Origin of the sequence: Neorhizobium sp. JUb45, assembly GCF_004343585.1 — a bacterium.
Classification (GTDB): Bacteria; Pseudomonadota; Alphaproteobacteria; order Rhizobiales; family Rhizobiaceae; genus Neorhizobium.
Map to the genome: position 1 here is coordinate 88,348 of NZ_SLYW01000005.1, position 17,228 is coordinate 105,575.

General features: G+C 59.1%; 24 protein-coding genes and 1 tRNA gene. 15 read left to right on the plus strand and 10 right to left on the minus strand.

Going from position 1 to position 17,228, the window contains the following annotated elements; genetic code table 11:
* Window position 1 precedes the first annotated feature (1 nt).
* From EDF70_RS19700 to EDF70_RS19710, 3 genes are read left to right on the plus strand one after another with little or no spacing between them, the layout of a single operon-like run.
* On the plus strand, window positions 2–1,240 hold the full coding sequence (locus tag EDF70_RS19700) for a hypothetical protein (RefSeq protein ID WP_132277061.1): 1,239 nt from the start codon (window positions 2–4) through the stop codon (window positions 1,238–1,240).
* Window positions 1,230–1,454, plus strand: a complete 225-nt coding sequence (locus EDF70_RS19705; RefSeq protein ID WP_132277063.1) for a hypothetical protein — start codon at window positions 1,230–1,232, stop codon at window positions 1,452–1,454. Before EDF70_RS19700 ends, EDF70_RS19705 begins: the two co-directional genes overlap by 11 nt.
* Entirely contained in the window at window positions 1,451–2,188 is a 738-nt protein-coding gene (locus EDF70_RS19710) for a hypothetical protein (RefSeq protein WP_132277065.1), read from the plus strand. Before EDF70_RS19705 ends, EDF70_RS19710 begins: the two co-directional genes overlap by 4 nt.
* 1 nt (window position 2,189) lies before the next feature.
* Here EDF70_RS19710 and EDF70_RS19715 read toward each other — a convergent pair whose 3' ends face one another.
* From EDF70_RS19715 to EDF70_RS19725, 3 genes are read right to left on the minus strand one after another with little or no spacing between them, the layout of a single operon-like run.
* A complete protein-coding gene (locus EDF70_RS19715; protein ID WP_132277067.1) occupies window positions 2,190–2,465 on the minus strand; it encodes a hypothetical protein in 276 nt (91 codons plus the stop codon).
* Window positions 2,462–2,710, minus strand: a complete 249-nt coding sequence (locus tag EDF70_RS19720; RefSeq protein WP_132277069.1) for a hypothetical protein — start codon at window positions 2,708–2,710, stop codon at window positions 2,462–2,464. Before EDF70_RS19720 ends, EDF70_RS19715 begins: the two co-directional genes overlap by 4 nt.
* 1 nt (window position 2,711) lies before the next feature.
* Entirely contained in the window at window positions 2,712–3,332 is a 621-nt protein-coding gene (locus EDF70_RS19725) for a hypothetical protein (RefSeq protein ID WP_132277071.1), read from the minus strand.
* Between the two features lie 80 nt (window positions 3,333–3,412).
* Here EDF70_RS19725 and EDF70_RS19730 point away from each other — a divergent pair, with 80 nt between their 5' ends.
* Together EDF70_RS19730 and EDF70_RS19735 are read left to right on the plus strand one after the other, a co-directional pair.
* On the plus strand, window positions 3,413–3,958 hold the full coding sequence (locus tag EDF70_RS19730; protein WP_132277073.1) for a hypothetical protein: 546 nt from the start codon (window positions 3,413–3,415) through the stop codon (window positions 3,956–3,958).
* A gap of 172 nt (window positions 3,959–4,130) precedes the next feature.
* Window positions 4,131–5,237 carry a tyrosine-type recombinase/integrase gene (locus EDF70_RS19735; RefSeq protein ID WP_132277075.1) on the plus strand — a complete coding sequence of 369 codons (1,107 nt, stop codon included), beginning with the start codon at window positions 4,131–4,133 and terminating at the stop codon, window positions 5,235–5,237.
* A 2-nt stretch (window positions 5,238–5,239) separates the two neighbouring features.
* Here EDF70_RS19735 and EDF70_RS19740 read toward each other — a convergent pair.
* Window positions 5,240–5,324: transfer RNA gene (locus EDF70_RS19740), tRNA-Leu, on the minus strand.
* A 258-nt stretch (window positions 5,325–5,582) separates the two neighbouring features.
* Here EDF70_RS19740 and EDF70_RS19745 point away from each other — a divergent pair.
* Window positions 5,583–6,110 (plus strand): disulfide bond formation protein B, encoded by a 528-nt coding sequence (locus EDF70_RS19745; protein WP_132277077.1) that lies wholly within the window; start codon window positions 5,583–5,585, stop codon window positions 6,108–6,110.
* Window positions 6,111–6,176: 66 nt separating this feature from the next.
* Here EDF70_RS19745 and EDF70_RS19750 read toward each other — a convergent pair whose 3' ends face one another.
* Window positions 6,177–6,734, minus strand: coding sequence for an HNH endonuclease (locus EDF70_RS19750; protein ID WP_132277079.1), 558 nt, complete (start codon window positions 6,732–6,734; stop codon window positions 6,177–6,179).
* A gap of 134 nt (window positions 6,735–6,868) precedes the next feature.
* A complete protein-coding gene (locus EDF70_RS19755; RefSeq protein WP_132277081.1) occupies window positions 6,869–7,510 on the minus strand; it encodes a DNA-3-methyladenine glycosylase in 642 nt (213 codons plus the stop codon).
* A gap of 68 nt (window positions 7,511–7,578) precedes the next feature.
* Between EDF70_RS19755 and gluQRS the strand changes: the two genes are divergently transcribed.
* The gene (gluQRS, locus tag EDF70_RS19760; protein WP_132277083.1) at window positions 7,579–8,460 is read left to right on the plus strand and encodes a tRNA glutamyl-Q(34) synthetase GluQRS; all 882 of its coding nucleotides are present in this window, start codon (window positions 7,579–7,581) and stop codon (window positions 8,458–8,460) included.
* Here gluQRS and EDF70_RS19765 read toward each other — a convergent pair.
* Window positions 8,425–9,405 (minus strand): YihY/virulence factor BrkB family protein, encoded by a 981-nt coding sequence (locus EDF70_RS19765; RefSeq protein ID WP_132277085.1) that lies wholly within the window; start codon window positions 9,403–9,405, stop codon window positions 8,425–8,427. The genes gluQRS and EDF70_RS19765 overlap by 36 nt on opposite strands.
* A 119-nt stretch (window positions 9,406–9,524) precedes the next feature.
* Here EDF70_RS19765 and EDF70_RS19770 point away from each other — a divergent pair, with 119 nt between their 5' ends.
* The 6 genes from EDF70_RS19770 (at window position 9,525) to EDF70_RS19795 (ending at window position 14,046) form a co-directional block, all read left to right on the plus strand.
* Window positions 9,525–10,358 (plus strand): SDR family oxidoreductase, encoded by an 834-nt coding sequence (locus EDF70_RS19770; protein ID WP_132277087.1) that lies wholly within the window; start codon window positions 9,525–9,527, stop codon window positions 10,356–10,358.
* A gap of 32 nt (window positions 10,359–10,390) precedes the next feature.
* Window positions 10,391–10,591, plus strand: coding sequence for a twin transmembrane helix small protein (locus EDF70_RS19775; RefSeq protein ID WP_132277089.1), 201 nt, complete (start codon window positions 10,391–10,393; stop codon window positions 10,589–10,591).
* Entirely contained in the window at window positions 10,591–11,169 is a 579-nt protein-coding gene (locus tag EDF70_RS19780) for a cob(I)yrinic acid a,c-diamide adenosyltransferase (RefSeq protein WP_132277091.1), read from the plus strand. Before EDF70_RS19775 ends, EDF70_RS19780 begins: the two co-directional genes overlap by 1 nt.
* A 184-nt stretch (window positions 11,170–11,353) precedes the next feature.
* A complete protein-coding gene (locus EDF70_RS19785; protein WP_132277093.1) occupies window positions 11,354–12,100 on the plus strand; it encodes an electron transfer flavoprotein subunit beta/FixA family protein in 747 nt (248 codons plus the stop codon).
* A gap of 23 nt (window positions 12,101–12,123) precedes the next feature.
* Window positions 12,124–13,053: an electron transfer flavoprotein subunit alpha/FixB family protein gene (locus tag EDF70_RS19790; RefSeq protein WP_132277095.1), complete on the plus strand. Its 930-nt coding sequence runs from the start codon at window positions 12,124–12,126 to the stop codon at window positions 13,051–13,053.
* A gap of 111 nt (window positions 13,054–13,164) precedes the next feature.
* Complete coding sequence (locus EDF70_RS19795) at window positions 13,165–14,046, plus strand: 3-hydroxybutyryl-CoA dehydrogenase (RefSeq protein WP_132277097.1); 882 nt, start codon at window positions 13,165–13,167, stop codon at window positions 14,044–14,046.
* A 4-nt stretch (window positions 14,047–14,050) separates the two neighbouring features.
* Here the strand turns inward: EDF70_RS19795 and EDF70_RS19800 are convergent, their stop codons facing one another.
* The 3 genes from EDF70_RS19800 to EDF70_RS19810 form a co-directional block, all read right to left on the minus strand.
* A complete protein-coding gene (locus tag EDF70_RS19800) occupies window positions 14,051–14,449 on the minus strand; it encodes a type II toxin-antitoxin system VapC family toxin (RefSeq protein WP_132277099.1) in 399 nt (132 codons plus the stop codon).
* Entirely contained in the window at window positions 14,449–14,691 is a 243-nt protein-coding gene (locus EDF70_RS19805) for a type II toxin-antitoxin system VapB family antitoxin (RefSeq protein WP_132277101.1), read from the minus strand. The genes EDF70_RS19800 and EDF70_RS19805 overlap by 1 nt, the downstream gene beginning before the upstream one ends.
* Window positions 14,692–14,796: 105 nt before the next feature.
* Window positions 14,797–15,471 carry a TlpA disulfide reductase family protein gene (locus tag EDF70_RS19810; RefSeq protein ID WP_132277103.1) on the minus strand — a complete coding sequence of 225 codons (675 nt, stop codon included), beginning with the start codon at window positions 15,469–15,471 and terminating at the stop codon, window positions 14,797–14,799.
* A gap of 21 nt (window positions 15,472–15,492) precedes the next feature.
* Here EDF70_RS19810 and argH point away from each other — a divergent pair, with 21 nt between their 5' ends.
* Both argH and EDF70_RS19820 read left to right on the plus strand, forming a co-directional pair.
* On the plus strand, window positions 15,493–16,896 hold the full coding sequence (argH, locus tag EDF70_RS19815) for an argininosuccinate lyase (protein WP_132277105.1): 1,404 nt from the start codon (window positions 15,493–15,495) through the stop codon (window positions 16,894–16,896).
* Between the two features lie 109 nt (window positions 16,897–17,005).
* Complete coding sequence (locus EDF70_RS19820; protein WP_245519253.1) at window positions 17,006–17,215, plus strand: lipoprotein; 210 nt, start codon at window positions 17,006–17,008, stop codon at window positions 17,213–17,215.
* Window positions 17,216–17,228: the final 13 nt, after the last annotated feature.

A 17,228-nucleotide genomic window follows, 5' to 3' on the forward strand; every position in this document is an offset into this window, starting at 1 on the left:
TATGTCGCACCCCACGAAATTCGACGGCAGCAACCTGATCATGCGCGCCCCCGCCGGTGCCGAGAACGTCCAGGACATGCACGTATTCCAGACGCGCCACTCTTGCGTTTCGTGCTGGACCGTTTCAGGCGATGAGCTTGCCGAGATCAGCGCCACCGGCAAGATCTTCCTGTCCGTCCTCATGGGCGGCCAGCAGCCACCGGTTTACGTTGGCTCTGAATCCACGTGCCGCGCGGTCATGGTTGATTTTGGCCCTGTCTGGCCGATGGCGCCCCGTCCGGCTGAATATCCCACCCCGGATCACCCCATCACATCTGAAAAGGTGGAGAAGCTGTTCGAGGTGGCGCGCCGGGTGTTCATTACGAAAGCTGAAGAAAGCGGTGAACCAAGGCTGGCTGAGGCCTGCAAACTCGCCGACCTCGCTATCGGCGACCTACGGGACGCCGTACTGAAGGCGATTGCCGGCTCCCCATCCCCCTCGACGCATGTGCAGCCTATCGTGACCTCTATCGACACGATGCGCGAGGCCGCGAAGGACGTGCTTGTGAAGCGTGGATGGAAGCCCGGTCACATGATGGGCTTCCAGAATATCACCGGGCTGATGGCAGAGTTTGGCATGCAGGTTTATCGCGGCGAAATCGGCTGCGATTATCCCAATTGCGGATGCTGCGCCGATGCAGCTTGTGAGGACGCCATCAAGCAGCATCCCGATCTTGGCGGGACACCGCCGCAAACGAATGTGGCAGGTGACAGCCCCATGCGTTTCTTCTCCGAGAATGTTGACAAGTGGGGCGCTGCGGAATGGTTCGACCGTTTAGCGAACGCCATCCGCGAGCAAGACAAAGCCGTCGTTGCCAAAGATCAAATCAGCGTCGAAACCTTCCGCATGATCGCGGCGTCCAGCGCTATGACTCTTGTGCGGGACCACGAAGAGGCTGTTCGTTCGGCACTCTCCCCATATCCTCAAACGAATATGCGGGCTTATCCGCAGGAGCTGACAGACGATCTGCGCGACATCCTTTCGTTGATGATGTGGAACACTGGTCCGATGGCGCACGCTCTTCGTGCGGGCGGGCAGGACATCAAGCGCAAAGCCGAAGAAGAGCAGGCCGAAGTCATGCACTGGTTGATCGGTCTGGCGCTGGAGCATGGCAGCGAATGGCGCGCAAAAGCATCCGACCGCATCCGCGAGATTAAAGCCGCACTCGCCACCACGGAGGGCCAGCCAGATGCGGAGTAATGTTTCCTACGGCTGCACCCGATCGTTTGGCTCCAGCACCTACAGCGTCTCAGGCTACAGCAGCGAAGAAGCTGCCGAGTTCGCCGTTATGTCGATGGCGCAGGATGCCGGCGACTGGCATCCGCCGACCTTACGCACTGCACGCTGGCAGTTCTGGCGGCCGACCGAATACAGCGATCTCGAAAAACGTCTCATCGCGAGGGCTTCACCATGACCGACACCCAAAAGAGCTACAGCTTTATTGGCAACGACTGCCCTCCTGAATACCGCCGCGTCGGTACGATCGATGTTGCTGACCCCGCCGATGTAAGGCGAGCCGAAGATCGAGGCTACCGCATCGGGACGATTTACGACGGACGCAGCCACTCGTGCGCAGAGCCGTGCGCTGCGGACATCTACGAAGAGGTCGACCAACCAGCACCGCCCCAATCGAATTTGAGTGGACTGCACGCTGGTCCGCCCGAGCGTGCAGTCCACGGCCTAAGAGATACATCCGGCGCGAAAGAGATGCGCGTAACGCCAGCGATTCGCAATTCACGATTGGTATCTGACAGCGGCATACCGTCGCCCGAGACACATATGGATGGGAGCGAGAAAGACTTCCATCGTGCCGCAAGCGCCTTGCTGAACACGCTTTGGCAAAAAACCTACTCTGGCTCGCGTTCGCATGAAGAAAATTGGCTGGAGATGGACCGGGAGTTTCCGCAAGCGCGTTGGCTTCATGATGAACTGAAAGCTGCGAAAGATCGGACCACACCGCCGCAAACGAATTTGCGGGGAGACGAACTCCTGACCACGATCAAAGAATTCGCTCATTGGCATCACTTGAACGAGATTACAGTTGCCGCCGGAAAGGTACCTAGCGATAGCGAAATCGATTTCGAAGCGTCGGCTTGGAACCGCATTACCCGCGCACTCGACACAAGGGAGCGATCGGACAATGGCTAATCTAATCCCGGTCTTCGGAAGATTTCCGCTCAGCTTCGATCCGTTCCTGAATTCTAAGAAGAGCAATGTATTGCTCGGTCGAAATGTCTATATCGCCTTCGGGAGCATGCACCATTCCTCGAAAGTTATATCCTGCAAGCTTTTCGTGCAAAATCCTTGCAAGCACGATGGACAGCCAAGACCTGATATCCGTAAGCTCGGGCAAGGTCCCTATTATGAACGTTGCTTCGCTCTGTTCGTGTTCGGCATAAAATTTCTCAGCGTCCCAATCACTCATGTCTTGCCTCCGTTGGAAGTGAGCACGATGCGTGGTGCGCGGTCGAAGGGCAAGTGCTCATGAGTACCCACAGACGACTTCTCATCAGCTTTTCCGGTGGCGAAACGTCTGGACGGATGACGACGCTCACCCAATTCGACATGTTCCATGGCCTCGACCTCGATATAGGCGGCGGCTGTGAAGAAAGCTGTGAGGTGGCGTTTGATGACGCAGCTTGAATACTTAGCTCCCAATAGGAACTGCATTTCAGGATCGCCCGGTAGTCACCTTTACCTCGCGGAGGAAGTCTTCTGCTTGTTTCGCGGCATTTTCGAAGAAGCTTCGAATGACATCGGTACTGGCGAGCGCATCAGTATCAGGGTCTCGAAGTGCTCGCTCTACAAAATCCGCAGTCGCGCGAGCGCCCATGGAAGAAGGAAACTCTATCTCGCTCTCGAAAGCTGCCAACGTATCGTCGCGAAGCACCTTAACAATATTTGCGATGGTGCCAGCGTGAGCCTCGGAGATTTGTTTGGGTTGCCTGCCAGGGGCCTCAATCATTTCAATGATCTGGACACCGGTATAAGCGAGATCACGTGTCCGCTGCGCCAAAATGCGTTGTCGTCTAAGCTGGATGGCAAAATTCGTCCGTTGATGGCGATCAGCATCCCTTACTTGTTTAGAAAGAAAAACAATGGTCGGGACTGCGGCTGCTACAGCCGCCCAGCCACCAAGAGCCGAGACCCACTCTCTGAAGCACCTCCCGTTATCTTCAGCATCGCACCAGATCACGACGCCGCCATACGATGCACGGTAAACGACCCATGCGATAGCAAGGCCGAATGCCACCCCCCACGCCAGCCCATAACCAAGCCTGTCCGTCTCCATTCCAACAATCCCCGTTGCCCCAAGCCGAAACTACGCGACCGCGCAGTGGATCCGCAAGTTCAGCCTATGAGGATCGTAGCATGACAAATCATGACACCACTGCCGATATGGCTCGACGCCGGCTTAGCCTCTGGTTTTTCCGCGATCTGACGGACGATCATCGGCACAAGCTCTTTCGCCTGTTCAGCATGCCTGACGCCGAGATCACGAACATGGGCTATCAGGCGATTGCGCTGAATGACGTAGTTCGGCAGATCACCAGCGCCACACCGCCGCAAACGAATGTGGAATCATCCGCGAGAGATGAGTTGCGGGTCCTTGCCAAGGCGCTCTGGGATGCATGCCACCGTATTGCTCATCCAGAAACCTCAGACGGAATGTCCGCAGAAGAAAGCTCCGCACTGTTTCAGCGCATCGCCACTGATGCCTTGTGCGCAGATACTGCAGCGCCCGTGAAACTAACGGCTTCCAGCAATGCCTGGCACACCGCCTGCGTTAATATCCTCTGGTCGAGGAGCGAGACCTACAAGCTCTTCGAAGAGGTCAAGAAATTCGCAGAAGCTATAGAGCGCGGAGAAGTATATCCATCATCGCGAAACCATTCGGACGCGGAGGATGGTCGATGACAGCCCAAGCCGTGGTCAAAAAGTCCGACTTGGACCGCATGGCCGCAATCGCGAACGAGCGAAATGTGACGGTTGAGATCGTGGAGGGTGGGCGAACAATAAGAGTGTCCCCAATCTCTCCCGCTCAGGTGGATAGAATTCCGCTTGCGCCGAAAGGTGGAGTTCGGCTTTGATGCAAGACATGCCGCGCAAACTGCCATTGAACGTTATCCGAGAGAAGAACCGCCACGGAACCATCGTGTTCTATTATCGTGTCGGCAAAGGCCCCCGCACGCGCCTCGGCGGCGAACCGGGAACGGAAGAGTTCAAGCAGTCATATCGCGACGCGATCGCCGCCGAGCAACCCGCACGCCCCCGCCAACGAGGCGACAGCCGCACGCTGAAATGGCTCATCGGTCAATATATGGGAAGTCGCCAGTGGGCAGATCTCGCGACCTCCACACGAAAGGCGCGCGGCAATCTCTTCATCCAGATGCTGAAAAATGCTGGCGACAGCTTCTTTGCCGATATCTCCAAAAAGGACGTTGAAGCAGCTCTCGATGCGCGGGCCGGCACACCAGGCCAAGCCAACGCTTTGCTGAAGGCGCTGCGCGGCGTCTTCGAATGGGCAGTCAAAGCAGACTTAACCGGCTTTGACCCGACGCATGGCGTCGACCGTCTGCAGTACAAGACGGACGGCTTTGAGCCATGGACATCTGAGGACGTTCATAAGTTCTGCCTCAAGTGGAAGATCGGAACTCCGCAGCGCCTGGCAATGGAACTGCTTCTCTGCTCTGGCCTTCGCCGGTCAGACATCGTGCGCGCCGGCCGCCAACACATGAGCGGCAACACCTTCACTTTGCGGACCCATAAAACAGGCGCCGAGATCACCGTAGAGTTTCCAGACCGTCTCATGAAGGTGATCGAAAAAACGAAGACCGGCGACCTCGCCTTCATCGTCGGCGAGAATGGCCGGCCGTTTACCGTCGAATCATTTGGAAACTGGTTTCGCAAGCACTGCACAAAGGCTGACGTGGACAAAAGCGCCCATGGGCTACGCAAACTTTCCGCCACTTTGGCCGCAAATGCCGGCGCTTCATCGCACGAATTAATGGCTCAATACGGCTGGGCAACATCCAGACAGGCAGAAATCTACACGAAAAAGGCCGATCGCAAGCGCCTAGGAATTCGGGCTTCGAAACTGGTTGCAGAACAGATTGAGATCGAACTCGCCCCGCACCTAAATCCCGGTGCGGGAAACTTTCAAAATACCGAAGCAAAAACAACGGTCAAAAAATAAGATGGTGCCCCGTGCCGGAATCGAACCAGCACTCCTCTCGGAACCTGATTTTGAGTCAGGCGCGTCTACCAATTCCGCCAACGGGGCATTGCGAGCGTGTGATCGGCCTCTAGCATGCGTGTGCGGATGCGGCAAGACGCCTTATCCGCATCATGGCAGCGCCGCCCAAAAAATCTCGCATGTTGCCGATCGCAAACCACGATACGGTTCACGAAACTGTGCCATGCGCTAAGCCAATCTGCGACGGCATGTCGATTTACAGCGGTCGCGCGTGAGATTAAAGCAGCAGCGAGCATCGTGTTTATTGAAGATCTGATGCCGTACGACAGGAAGCAGGAGACATTCATGGCGCATGCAGCATCAATCGAGCACAGCCGCAGCATTCCGCAGATCGCCTTTCCCCTGATTGTAACATTCGGCATGGCGGTGGTCATTCTCAGCGCCCTCGCCTTCCAGCATATCGGCGGCTACATGCCCTGCCATCTCTGCCTGGTTCAGCGCGATCCCTATTATTACGGCATTCCGGTCGGCATCCTTGCCATCGGCACCGTTGCCTTCAAACTGCCGTCATGGACAGGCCGTGTCCTGCTCGCACTGATCGGCCTGATGATGCTGGTCGGCGGTGGCGTCGCCGTTTATCATTCCGGCGTCGAATGGGCTTTCTGGGCGGGTCCATCCAGCTGCACCAATCCGGCCGGCGCGGTGAGCACCAATGCCGCCAATCTCCTGAGCGACCTCAACACCGTGCGCGGCCCCTCCTGCGATACGGCAGCCCTTCGCGTGCTCGGCCTGTCCATGGCCGGCTGGAACGTGTTGACGAGTGCTGCGCTGGCAGCGATCGCCTTTATCGGCGCCTTCCGCAAATCGGCCTGAAGATTTTCGTGATGAATGGCATGGCGCTCACGCGCCATCGCCTTGCCGCGAGATTGACGAAAAACCTCACGGCTGCAGTTCGGTATCCCAGTAGAGATAATCGACCCAGCTTTCATGCAGATAGTTCGGCGGGAAAAGCCGGCCATTGTTGTGCAGGTCCTGCACGCTCGGTGCATAGGGCTTCTGGTGCGGTATCATGCCGGCCTGTTTCGGCAGTTTGCTGCCCTTCTTCAGATTACAGGGCGAGCAGGCCGCCACCACATTCTCCCAGGTCGTTTCGCCGCCATGCGCGCGCGGAATGACATGGTCGAAGGTCAGGTCGTGATGATCGCCGCAATACTGGCATTCGAACTTGTCGCGCAGGAACACGTTGAAGCGCGTGAAGGCCGGGTTGCGGGTCGGCTGCACATAGGTTTTCAGGCTGACGACACTCGGTAGGCGCATCGAAAAGCTGGGCGACGAGACGGCGTGATCGTATTCCGCGATGATGTTCACACGGTCAAGGAAAACCGCCTTGATCGCGTCCTGCCAGGACCACAACGACAAGGGATAGTAACTCAGCGGCCGGTAGTCAGCGTTCAGGACGAGCGCCGGCAAGGCCTGCGGGGAGACTGCAATCGTCAAATGACGCTCCTACCCGATTCGGCATCTATCTCCTCTATATTAGGTCTGTTGTTACAGGAATGTGAAGCCAATAAATGCAGGGGCTTTGAGGATCGGCGAATCAGTTGCGGGCAATGTTGCAGACTTGTGCCGAATCAGAGCGTCGGCAGGGCATCCCGGCGCATATGGGTGGCGTAATAGGCCCAGAACAACCGGGCAGCGACCGAACGCCATGGCGACCAGATTGTGGCCAGCTGCCGCAATTGCCTCGCTGACGGGCGCGCCTCCAGCGTAAAGGCATGTGCGACGGCGGCTTGCAAAGCCACATCACCGCTCGGAAACACATCCACGTGACCGCCGCAAAACATCAGATAAACTTCCGCGGTCCACGGGCCGATGCCGGGCAAGCCTGTCAGCGCGGCGATCGCATCCTCGGGCGGCATCTGCAGCAGGGCATCGAGATCGACACGACCCGCGACGATGGCTTCGGCGAGACCGGCCAGCGTTTTCGCCTTGGCACGCGACAGGCCGAATGTGGCGGCAACGTCCGGCGCGGTCGCCAGATAGTTTTCCGGCGTCACGGGTCCCTCGGCCAGAATGCGGTTCCAGATCGCCGCAGCACTGGCTTTCGACACCATTTGCGACACGATGATCGATGCCAGACTGGCAAAGCCGGGTTCGCTCAGGCGCAGAGGCACGGCGCCCGAGGCGGCGACAATGGTTTCAAGACGCGGATCGAGCGCGACCAGGTGGACGAGGCCGGCGTCGATATCGCTCATGTCACGGATGATGGTCATCAATACCTGCGGGTATGTGTTTTTATACGCGGACTTGACCAAGTCCCCCGAACACAAGCAAATCGCGCATGCCTTCGAATGTCCACCCAAAACCGGTTTTCCGTTTCGCGCCAAGCCCGAATGGCCTGCTCCACCTCGGCCACGCCCTGTCGGCTATGCTCAACCACGACATGGCGAAAGAAGCCGGCGGCCGTTTTCTGCTGCGAATCGAGGATATCGACCTCACCCGCTGCACGCCGCAATACGAACAGGCCATCCATGATGACCTGACGTGGCTTGGCCTGCCATGGGAACAGCCGGTGCGCCGGCAGTCTGACCATTTTGACGCCTATGCCGATGCATTAACACAGCTTGATAAAATGGGCGTGGTCTATCCGGCGTTTCTGACCCGTGGTGAAGTCAAGGCAATCGTTGCTGAGCACGAAAAGACAGGCAAGGCGTGGCCACGCGATCCGGATGGTTCGCCTCTTTATCCTGAAACAGACAAGCTCCGCTCCACGGACGAGCGTCAGTCGCTGATCGAAAAAGGTATTCGCCACGCATGGCGACTGGATATGCAAAAGGCGCTCGCTCTGGTGAACACGCCCCTGAACTGGCAGGAAACCGGCGACGGCGCGCACGGAGAAATCCCGGCTGATCCGGCGGCATGGGGCGATGTCATCCTGTCGCGCTCGGATGCACCCTCCAGCTATCATCTGTCGGTGGTGATCGACGACGCGCTTCAGGGCATCACCCATGTGGTGCGCGGTCTCGACCTGTTTCACGCCACATCCGTGCACCGGCTTTTGCAGACCTTGCTCGCTCTGCCGCAGCCGCTCTACCATCATCACCGGCTGCTGATGGATGAAGACGGAAAAAAACTCTCGAAGAGCAGCGGCTCCACCGGGCTTGCGCACTTGCGCGAACAAGGCATGTCAGCGGCCGATATCCGCCGTCTTGTTGGCCTCTAGGCTTTGCTCCGGGCCGGCATCCGCCGGATCTCGACCACCGGCACCGCTCACATCACCCGGCATTTCCCCTGTGCGCAGGTGATGGGTCACCACCGAATAGACCCGGTATTTCATCAGCGCCGCATTCACCTCCGCGCCCAGCATGAAGATCACGCCGACCATATAGAGAAACACCAGCACGATCATCACGGAGGCCAGACCGGCATAGGTGGCGGCATAGGTGGCAAAGGTCGAGATGTAGGACGCGAAGACGAAAGCGCCGACCGCCCAGCAGAGAATGGTGAGAAGCGCTCCCGGCAGAATATCCACCAGACGCCGACTGCCGGCCGGCAGCCATTTGTGCGAGGCGATCAACCCGATCACCACGATCGCCACCGTGCCGTAGATACCGTAGGTGCTGTAATTCATCAGGCCGCCGAGCCATTCCTGCAATTGCGGAAATCGCGTGCCCGCGAACCGCAGCGCCACAGGAACGGCAACGAGAAGAATACTGATCGCCGCAAACACGACAACGACCACGACCACATAACCGAGGCTGGCAAGGCGAGTAACATACCAGGTGCGGGTTTCGCTGACGCGGTAGGCGCGGTTGAGCGAGATACGCAACGCCTCCACGCCATTGGACGCAAAATAAGCGGCCGCCAGCACGGAGACCGTCAGCAAGCCACCGCGCGGGATTTCCAGAACACGCTGGATTTCGGCCTGCAGCGGATCGGCAATTTCCGCCGGCCATGCATCGAAGAGCAGATGCACGGAAATCGAGGAAAACGAACTGGCACCGAGAAAACCGGCAAGCGCCGTCCCAAAGATCAGGAACGGAAACAGCGCCAAAAGACCGGACAGGGCCACATGGCTTGCCATCGCCCAGCCATCGTCCTCATGAAAATGGTTATAGGCATCCGACAGCACCGTATAGGCAAGGCTGTACCAGGCGGTTTTGCGCATTCTCTCCAGCCCGGCTTTCCAGCCTTGACCGCTCCGTTGTCTTCACCCGTGAAATATGGGAAATCCCTGCCCATTGTACAGGACGCATCGTCCTCCATAGCCAAGAAGGTTTGAACAGCATGGCCGAGCGGCGCTCAATCATCGTCACCGGCTGCTCGTCCGGCATTGGCGCCTATTGCGCACGCGCTTTGAAAGCCGAAGGCTGGCGGGTCTTCGCCACCGTGCGCAGTGCCGAAGACCTTGCGCCACTCGAAGCCGATGGCATCGAAGCCCTGCTGATGGACTACACCCGGACGGACACGATCGCGGCACTGGTGGAAACCGTCCTGGCCCGCACCGGCGGTCGCATCGATGCGCTGTTCAACAACGGCGCCTATGGCCAGCCGGGCGCAGTAGAGGATTTGACCACCGACGTGCTGCGCCTGCAGTTTGAAACCAATTTTTTCGGCTGGCATGAACTGACGCGACGGGTGATCCCGGTCATGCGCGCACAGGGCCACGGCCGCATCGTCAACTGCTCCTCCATTCTCGGCCTCATCCCCTATCGTTATCGCGGCGCCTACAACGCCTCCAAATTTGCGCTCGAAGGTCTGACGGTGACGATGCGCATGGAGCTTCACGGTTCCGGCATCCATGTCAGCCTGATCGAACCGGGGCCGATCGCCTCGCGCTTCACCGCCAACGCCCTTGAGGCGGTGCGCAAAAATATTGATCTCGAAAATTCCGCACATGCGCAGGAATACAAACGCCAGCTTTCCCGTCTTGATGGCTCAGGCCCGGTGAACCGCCACAAGCTTGGGCCGGAAGCCGTGCACAAGGTGCTGGTGCATGCCTTGACCGCCCCACGGCCAAAGCCACATTATCTCGTCACCAAACCGGCAAAGCAGGGCATTTTTCTGAAATGGCTTTTGCCTGCGGATCTTTTCTACCGGCTGATGCGCCGCTTTGACTGAACAAGAACGATAAAAAACCGGGAGGCGGAAAAATGTCCAGTTTTACCACCGTGCTGACGGTGATCGTCATGGGCCTTGTCGTGCTCGTGTTGATCCGCGGCCTGTTCAACATGGTCAAGGGGCAGGATGCCAACCGCTCCAACAAGCTGATGCAGTTGCGCGTGCTTTTGCAGGCGGTCGCCATCGGCCTGATCATGCTCACACTCTGGCTTTCCGGCGGTGGACGCGACTGATGGTCAAACTCAACAAGATCTATACCCGCACCGGCGACAATGGCACGACCGGCCTCGTGGATGGCCCGCGCCGTTTCAAGCACGACCTGCGCGTCGAAGCCTATGGCACCGTCGATGAGACCAATTCGCTGCTCGGCATGGCACGGCTCCACACCGGCGCCATGTCCACGCTCGACCCGATGCTTTTTCGCATCCAGAATGACCTTTTCGACCTCGGCGCCGACCTTGCCACACCCGATACCGGCGAGGTTCCGAAATACGAGCCGCTGCGCATCGTGCAGTTGCAGGTGGACCGGCTGGAGGTGGAAATCGACCGGCTGAACGAAAGCCTTGATCCGCTGACATCCTTTGTCCTGCCCGGCGGCAGCCCGGCCGCGGCCAACCTGCATGTCGCGCGTGCGACATCGCGGCGGGCGGAACGCATCATGGTGGCACTGGCACAGCAGGCAGACGAAGTCGTCAGCGAACCGGCGCTGAAATATATCAACCGGCTGTCGGACTTCCTGTTCGTGGCCGCCCGTTATGCCAATGGCGGCGGCAAGGCCGATATCTTATGGGTGCCGGGGCAAAATCGCTGAACCGCACGGCCGTCACCCGCTGACGCTGAAACATGGAATGGTGCTATGACAAATCGACACGCCCGATGTCGGACAACCACATTGTGTTCGGCTAAAAAAATGCTTACCCATGTCGCCGATTGACAACTGAACGCGTGGGAGACGTCGCATCTTGCGGCGGCGTGATGTCCAAAGGAAGGAAGCCATGAAGATCCTTGTGCCGGTAAAACGTGTGGTCGATTACAACGTGAAGATTCGGGTCAAACCGGACAACACGGGCGTCGAACTGACCAACGTGAAGATGTCGATGAACCCGTTCGACGAAATTTCCGTCGAGGAAGCACTGCGTCTGAAGGAAGCCGGCAAGGCGGAAGAGATCGTCATCGTATCGATCGGCCCGGCCAAGGCGGAAGAAACCATCCGCACCGCGCTCGCCATGGGCGCCGATCGCGGCATCCTGATCGAGACCGACGAAGCCGTCGAGCCGCTCGCCGTCGCCAAGCTGCTGAAGGGCGTGGTCGAGGCTGAAAGCCCAGGCCTCGTCATCGTCGGCAAGCAGGCGATCGATGACGACAGCAACCAGACCGGCCAGATGCTGGCAGCCCTTCTCAACTGGGGCCAGGCCACCTTCGCCTCCAAGATCGAGCTCTCCGCCGACAAGGCGACCGTCACCCGCGAAGTCGATGGCGGCTTGCAGACGATCGACGTCAAGCTGCCGGCCATCGTCACCTCCGACCTGCGCCTCAACGAGCCCCGTTACGCTTCGCTGCCGAACATCATGAAGGCGAAGAAGAAGCCGCTCGACAAGAAGACGCCTGCCGATTTCGGCGTCGATGTCACGCCGCGCCTGAAAGTTCTGAAGACGGAAGAGCCGGGTGGCCGCAAGGCCGGTATCAAGGTCAAGTCGGTTGAAGAGCTGGTTTCCAGCCTCAAGACCGCTGGCGTGATCTAACGGTAAGGAAAGGAATAGAAACAATGACCATTCTTCTTCTCGCCGAACACGACAATGCCAGCCTCAACGACCAGACCGCCAAGGCACTGACCGCAGCAAGCCAGATCGGCGCCGAAGTTCACGTACTAGTCGCCGGTTCCAGCGCCAAGGCTGCCGCCGATGCGGCTGCAAAGCTTTCGGGCGCCGCAAAAGTTCTGCTGGCTGACGATGCGGCCTACGCCAACAATCTCGCCGAGCCGCTGGCCGATCTGATCGTGTCGCTGGCCCCCGCCTATGACGTGATCCTCGGACCTGCTTCGGTTTCGGTAAAGAACGTCCTGCCGCGCGTCGCAGCCCTGCTTGACGTCGCTCAGATCTCGGAAATCGTCGAGGTCGTCTCGGCCGATACGTTCAAGCGCCCGATCTATGCAGGCAACGCCATCCAGACGGTCCAGTCGGCTGATGCGAAAAAGGTCATCACCGTGCGCACCGCATCCTTTGCGGCAACGGCTGAAGGCGGTTCGGCATCGGTCGAAAACGTGAGCGGCGCCGGCAATTCCGGTCTCTCCAGCTTCGTCTCCGATGCTCTGGCGGCGTCCGAACGTCCAGAACTGACCTCGGCCAAGGTGATCATTTCGGGTGGTCGCGCGCTTGGTTCCTCGGAAAAATTCCAGGAAGTCATCCTGCCGGTAGCCGACAAGCTCGGCGCTGCCGTCGGTGCATCGCGCGCTGCCGTCGATGCCGGTTATGCCCCCAACGACTGGCAGGTCGGCCAGACCGGCAAGGTCGTCGCACCGCAGCTTTACATCGCGGTCGGCATTTCCGGCGCCATCCAGCATCTCGCCGGCATGAAGGATTCCAAGGTCATCGTCGCCATCAACAAGGATGAGGAAGCGCCGATCTTCCAGGTCGCCGATTACGGCCTTGTCGGCGATCTCTTCGAGATCCTGCCGCAGCTGGAAAAGGCGCTTTAACCGCGTGCATCAAAAGGGGCTGGCTAAATACCACCCGCATGGCTAACAATCTGCCGGACCCTGACAAGGGTTCGGCATTTTTATTGAACCGGAAAAGACGCAGGAGCGAACATGTCCACCGCCATCAAGAACATCGGCATCATCGGTGCAGGCCAGATGGGCTGCGGCATCGCACATGTTTCCTCCATCGCCGGTTACAAGATCCAGATCTACGATCTGGAGCAGGACCGCATTGAGGCAGCCCTTGCGACTATCAACGGCACGCTTGCGCGTCAGGTCGGCGCCGGCAAGCTGACGGAAGAAGAGCGCAAGGCCGCCCTTTCGCGCATCAGCGGCTCCACCGACGTCAACGACCTCGCCTCGATGGATCTCGTCGTCGAAGCCGCCACCGAAGACGAAACCGTCAAGCGCAAGATTTTTGCCACCGTTTGTCCCGTCCTGCGCCCCGAAGCCATTCTCGCGACCAACACGTCTTCGCTGTCGATCACCCGCCTTGCCTCTGCGACCGACCGTCCGGAACGCTTCATGGGCATCCACTTCATGAACCCCGTGCCGGTGATGAAGCTAGTGGAACTGGTGCGTGGTATCGCCACGGAAGAAAAGACCTTCAACGCCGCCAAGGAATACGTCACCACGCTCGACAAGACCTTCACCGTCGCCGAGGATTTTCCGGCCTTCATCGTCAACCGCATCCTGCTGCCGATGATCAACGAGGCAATCTACACGCTCTATGAAGGCGTCGGCTCGGTCGAGGCGATCGACACTGCCATGAAGCTCGGCGCCAACCACCCGATGGGCCCGCTGCAGCTTGCCGATTTCATCGGCCTCGACACCTGCCTGTCGATCATGCAGGTGCTGCATGACGGTTTGGCCGACAGCAAATACCGCCCCTGCCCGCTTCTGGTGAAATATGTCGAAGCCGGCTGGCTCGGCCGCAAATCCGGCCGCGGTTTTTACGATTATCGTGGCGAAGTGCCGGTTCCGACGCGGTAGTGCGTTAACCGGCAACGATGTCGGTATGCGAGAAATCATTACCCTTGAACAAAAGCCGGCCGCCAGCTGACTTGGCGCATGCATAGGACATGCAATCGGCCAGATTGAGCTGCGCCGGATGGCCGCGCCCCTTGCCATAGCGGGCAAACCCTTCGACGGCGATGGTGGCAATCGCGGCGTCGATCGGCATTATGGAAATACCGGCTTCGGTCAGCAGCAAACGAACGCGCTCTTCGACGATGATCGGATGAATATCGAGCATTGTTGCGAGGCGCATGGACGCTTCGAGGATGACAAGGCCGGAGGTCAGGCAGCTCGGCGCCTGTTCGATACGCTGCGCATAATCTGCAGCATCGGTTTCATCGGCAAGAATGGCAACGATAACCGATGTGTCGATGAACATCAGGGCTGGCTCCAGAGATCGTCGACCTCCTGCTTGCTGAGGCTGCGACCCTTCGGGCCAGCCTGCGCTTTCAAGTCACGAGCAATAGCCGCTGCCCGCTTCGAAAGCGGCACGGTGGCGTTTTCGCGCCGCAATTCCTCTTCCAGCGCCTGGATCACGGCAGCCGTCATCGAAATATTGCGTTTCTGCGCAAGTGTTTCGGCAAGCTCACGGGCACGTTCATCTCGGATTTGCAGCGTCATGACTAAGCTCCGGCGGCACTCCGGAAGCATATCACTACGATTGCCAGACGTCATCCATACAGAACCGGCAGGAGGCAGGCGAATAAATGACAAGCTCAGGGTGCGTCAGATCGGCGCCTTGACGCCATTCACCAGCTTCTTGGCGTCGTCGCTCGCCCATTCGGCCGGTCCGTTCATCGAACCGATCAGACAGCCCTTGTCATCGAACAGCAGCGAAACCGGCAGGCCAAAAGCCAAACCTTCCTTTTTCAGCGCGTTGAACACGCCCATCGAACTGTCACGGTAGAAACCGAGCGCATCGACGCCGGTATCGGTCAGAAAGTTTTTCGGCTTCTCGTCGCTGCCGGTATCGATATTGATGGCGACGACTTCAAAGTCTTTGCCGCCCATCTCCTTTTCGAGTGTATTCAGCGCCGGCATCTCTTCGCGACAGGGCACGCACCATGTCGCCCAGAGATTGAGCAGCACCGTCTTGCCGGCGAAATCGGCCATGGTCAGGTCAGGTGCGCCCTCGCCTTTCGCCGCATCCTTGAAGACGAGATTGCTGATCGGACGCGGGCGATCGACGCCGCTCATGGCTGCCACTTCGCCCTTCGACAGTTCCTTGACCGTCGCCACCCGCTTGATTGCACCCTCGCAGGCGCCGCCGGCAACCTCGGTGGCATTGCCAGACCCCATGTTCGTCACGTATACCGCGACGGCCCCCGCCAGTATCCCGGCGACGGCGGCAATCATTATCAGTCTGGCAGACGGAAGGCCAAAGGGTCGTTTCTCTGTCATAATTACTCCAGGACGGGCATCATGGCTGACGGCACGAAGGACGCAGTATCCTCCAACCAGATGTGGGGCGGGCGTTTCGCTTCCGGGCCGGATGCTATCATGGAGGAGATAAATGCCTCCATCGGTTTCGACAAGAAGCTCTACGCCCAGGATATTCGCGGCTCGATCGCGCATGCGACCATGCTTGCGGAAAAAGGCATCATTTCTGGCGAAGATAAAGACAAGATCATCACCGGCCTGAACACGATCATGTCAGAGATCGAGCAAGGCTCGTTCCAGTTCTCGCGCAAGCTCGAGGACATCCACATGAATATCGAGGCGAAGCTGGCCGACCTGATCGGTCCCGCCGCCGGCCGCCTGCACACCGCCCGTTCGCGTAACGATCAGGTGGCCCTCGATTTCCGCCTTTGGGTGAAGGAAGAACTGGCCAAGACCGAGGCGATGCTGACCGCCCTGATCGCCGCCTTCCTCGACCGCGCCGAAGAGCATGCCGATACCGTCATGCCGGGCTTCACCCATTTGCAAGCCGCCCAGCCGGTCACGTTTGGCCATCACTGCATGGCATACGTCGAAATGTTCGGCCGTGACCGCGCCCGCGTGCGCCACGCCATCGACCATCTCGACGAAAGCCCGATCGGCGCCGCCGCCCTTGCCGGCACGCCTTACCCGATCGACCGCCACATGACCGCCAAGGCGCTGGGCTTCCGCGAACCGACCCGCAACTCGATCGACACCGTCTCCGACCGCGATTTCGCGCTGGAATTCCTGTCGGTTGCGGCCATCTGCGCCATGCACCTGTCGCGTCTCGCCGAAGAAATCGTCATCTGGTCGACGCCGCAATTCGGTTTCGTGCGCCTGTCGGACGCATTTTCCACCGGCTCGTCGATCATGCCGCAGAAAAAGAACCCGGATGCCGCAGAACTGGTGCGCGCCAAGACCGGTCGTATCAACGGTTCTCTGGTCGCACTCCTGACCATCATGAAGGGCCTGCCGCTCGCCTATTCCAAGGACATGCAGGAAGACAAGGAACAGGTGTTTGACGCCGCCGAAAACCTGGAACTGGCGATCGCCGCCATGACCGGCATGATGCGCGACATGACCATCCGCACCGACCGCATGCGCCAGGCCGCAGGCGCCGGTTATTCCACCGCCACCGATCTCGCCGACTGGCTGGTGCGCGAAGTGAACCTGCCTTTCCGCGAAGCCCATCATGTGACCGGCCGCGCCGTGGCGCTGGCGGAAAGCAAGAACTGCGATCTGTCGGAACTGTCGCTGGAAGAACTGCAGGACATCAATCCGGCAATCACCGAGAGCGTCTTCAACGTCCTCTCCGTCGACGCCTCCGTTGCCAGCCGCACAAGTTTCGGCGGCACCGCGCCTGCAGAGGTACGCAAGCAGATCGCCTGGTGGCGCGCGCGCAACTGATAAGCAACAACAGCCGGGCAAGCCGCCCGACTTCGCGAATGTGACTGCACAAGGACGACGAAACCCTCTATGACATCGTCGTCCGCCATGCTGATTTAAGGGAACGGGAATGTCGAAATCGCTGCTGAATTTGGGGCGTCATGCTGGCCGCGTTGCGGTTATCGCTGCCGTTGCCGGCCTTGTCCTTACCGGTTGCGGTCGCAAGGGCGATCTCGACAAACCGAGCACGCCGATCGACATGCAGAACAAGCGTAAAGACGCCAAAGCGCCGAAGGAACAGGCTCCCGAAAAGCCTTTCATCCTCGACAAGCTGCTCTAATCCGGGCTGATCC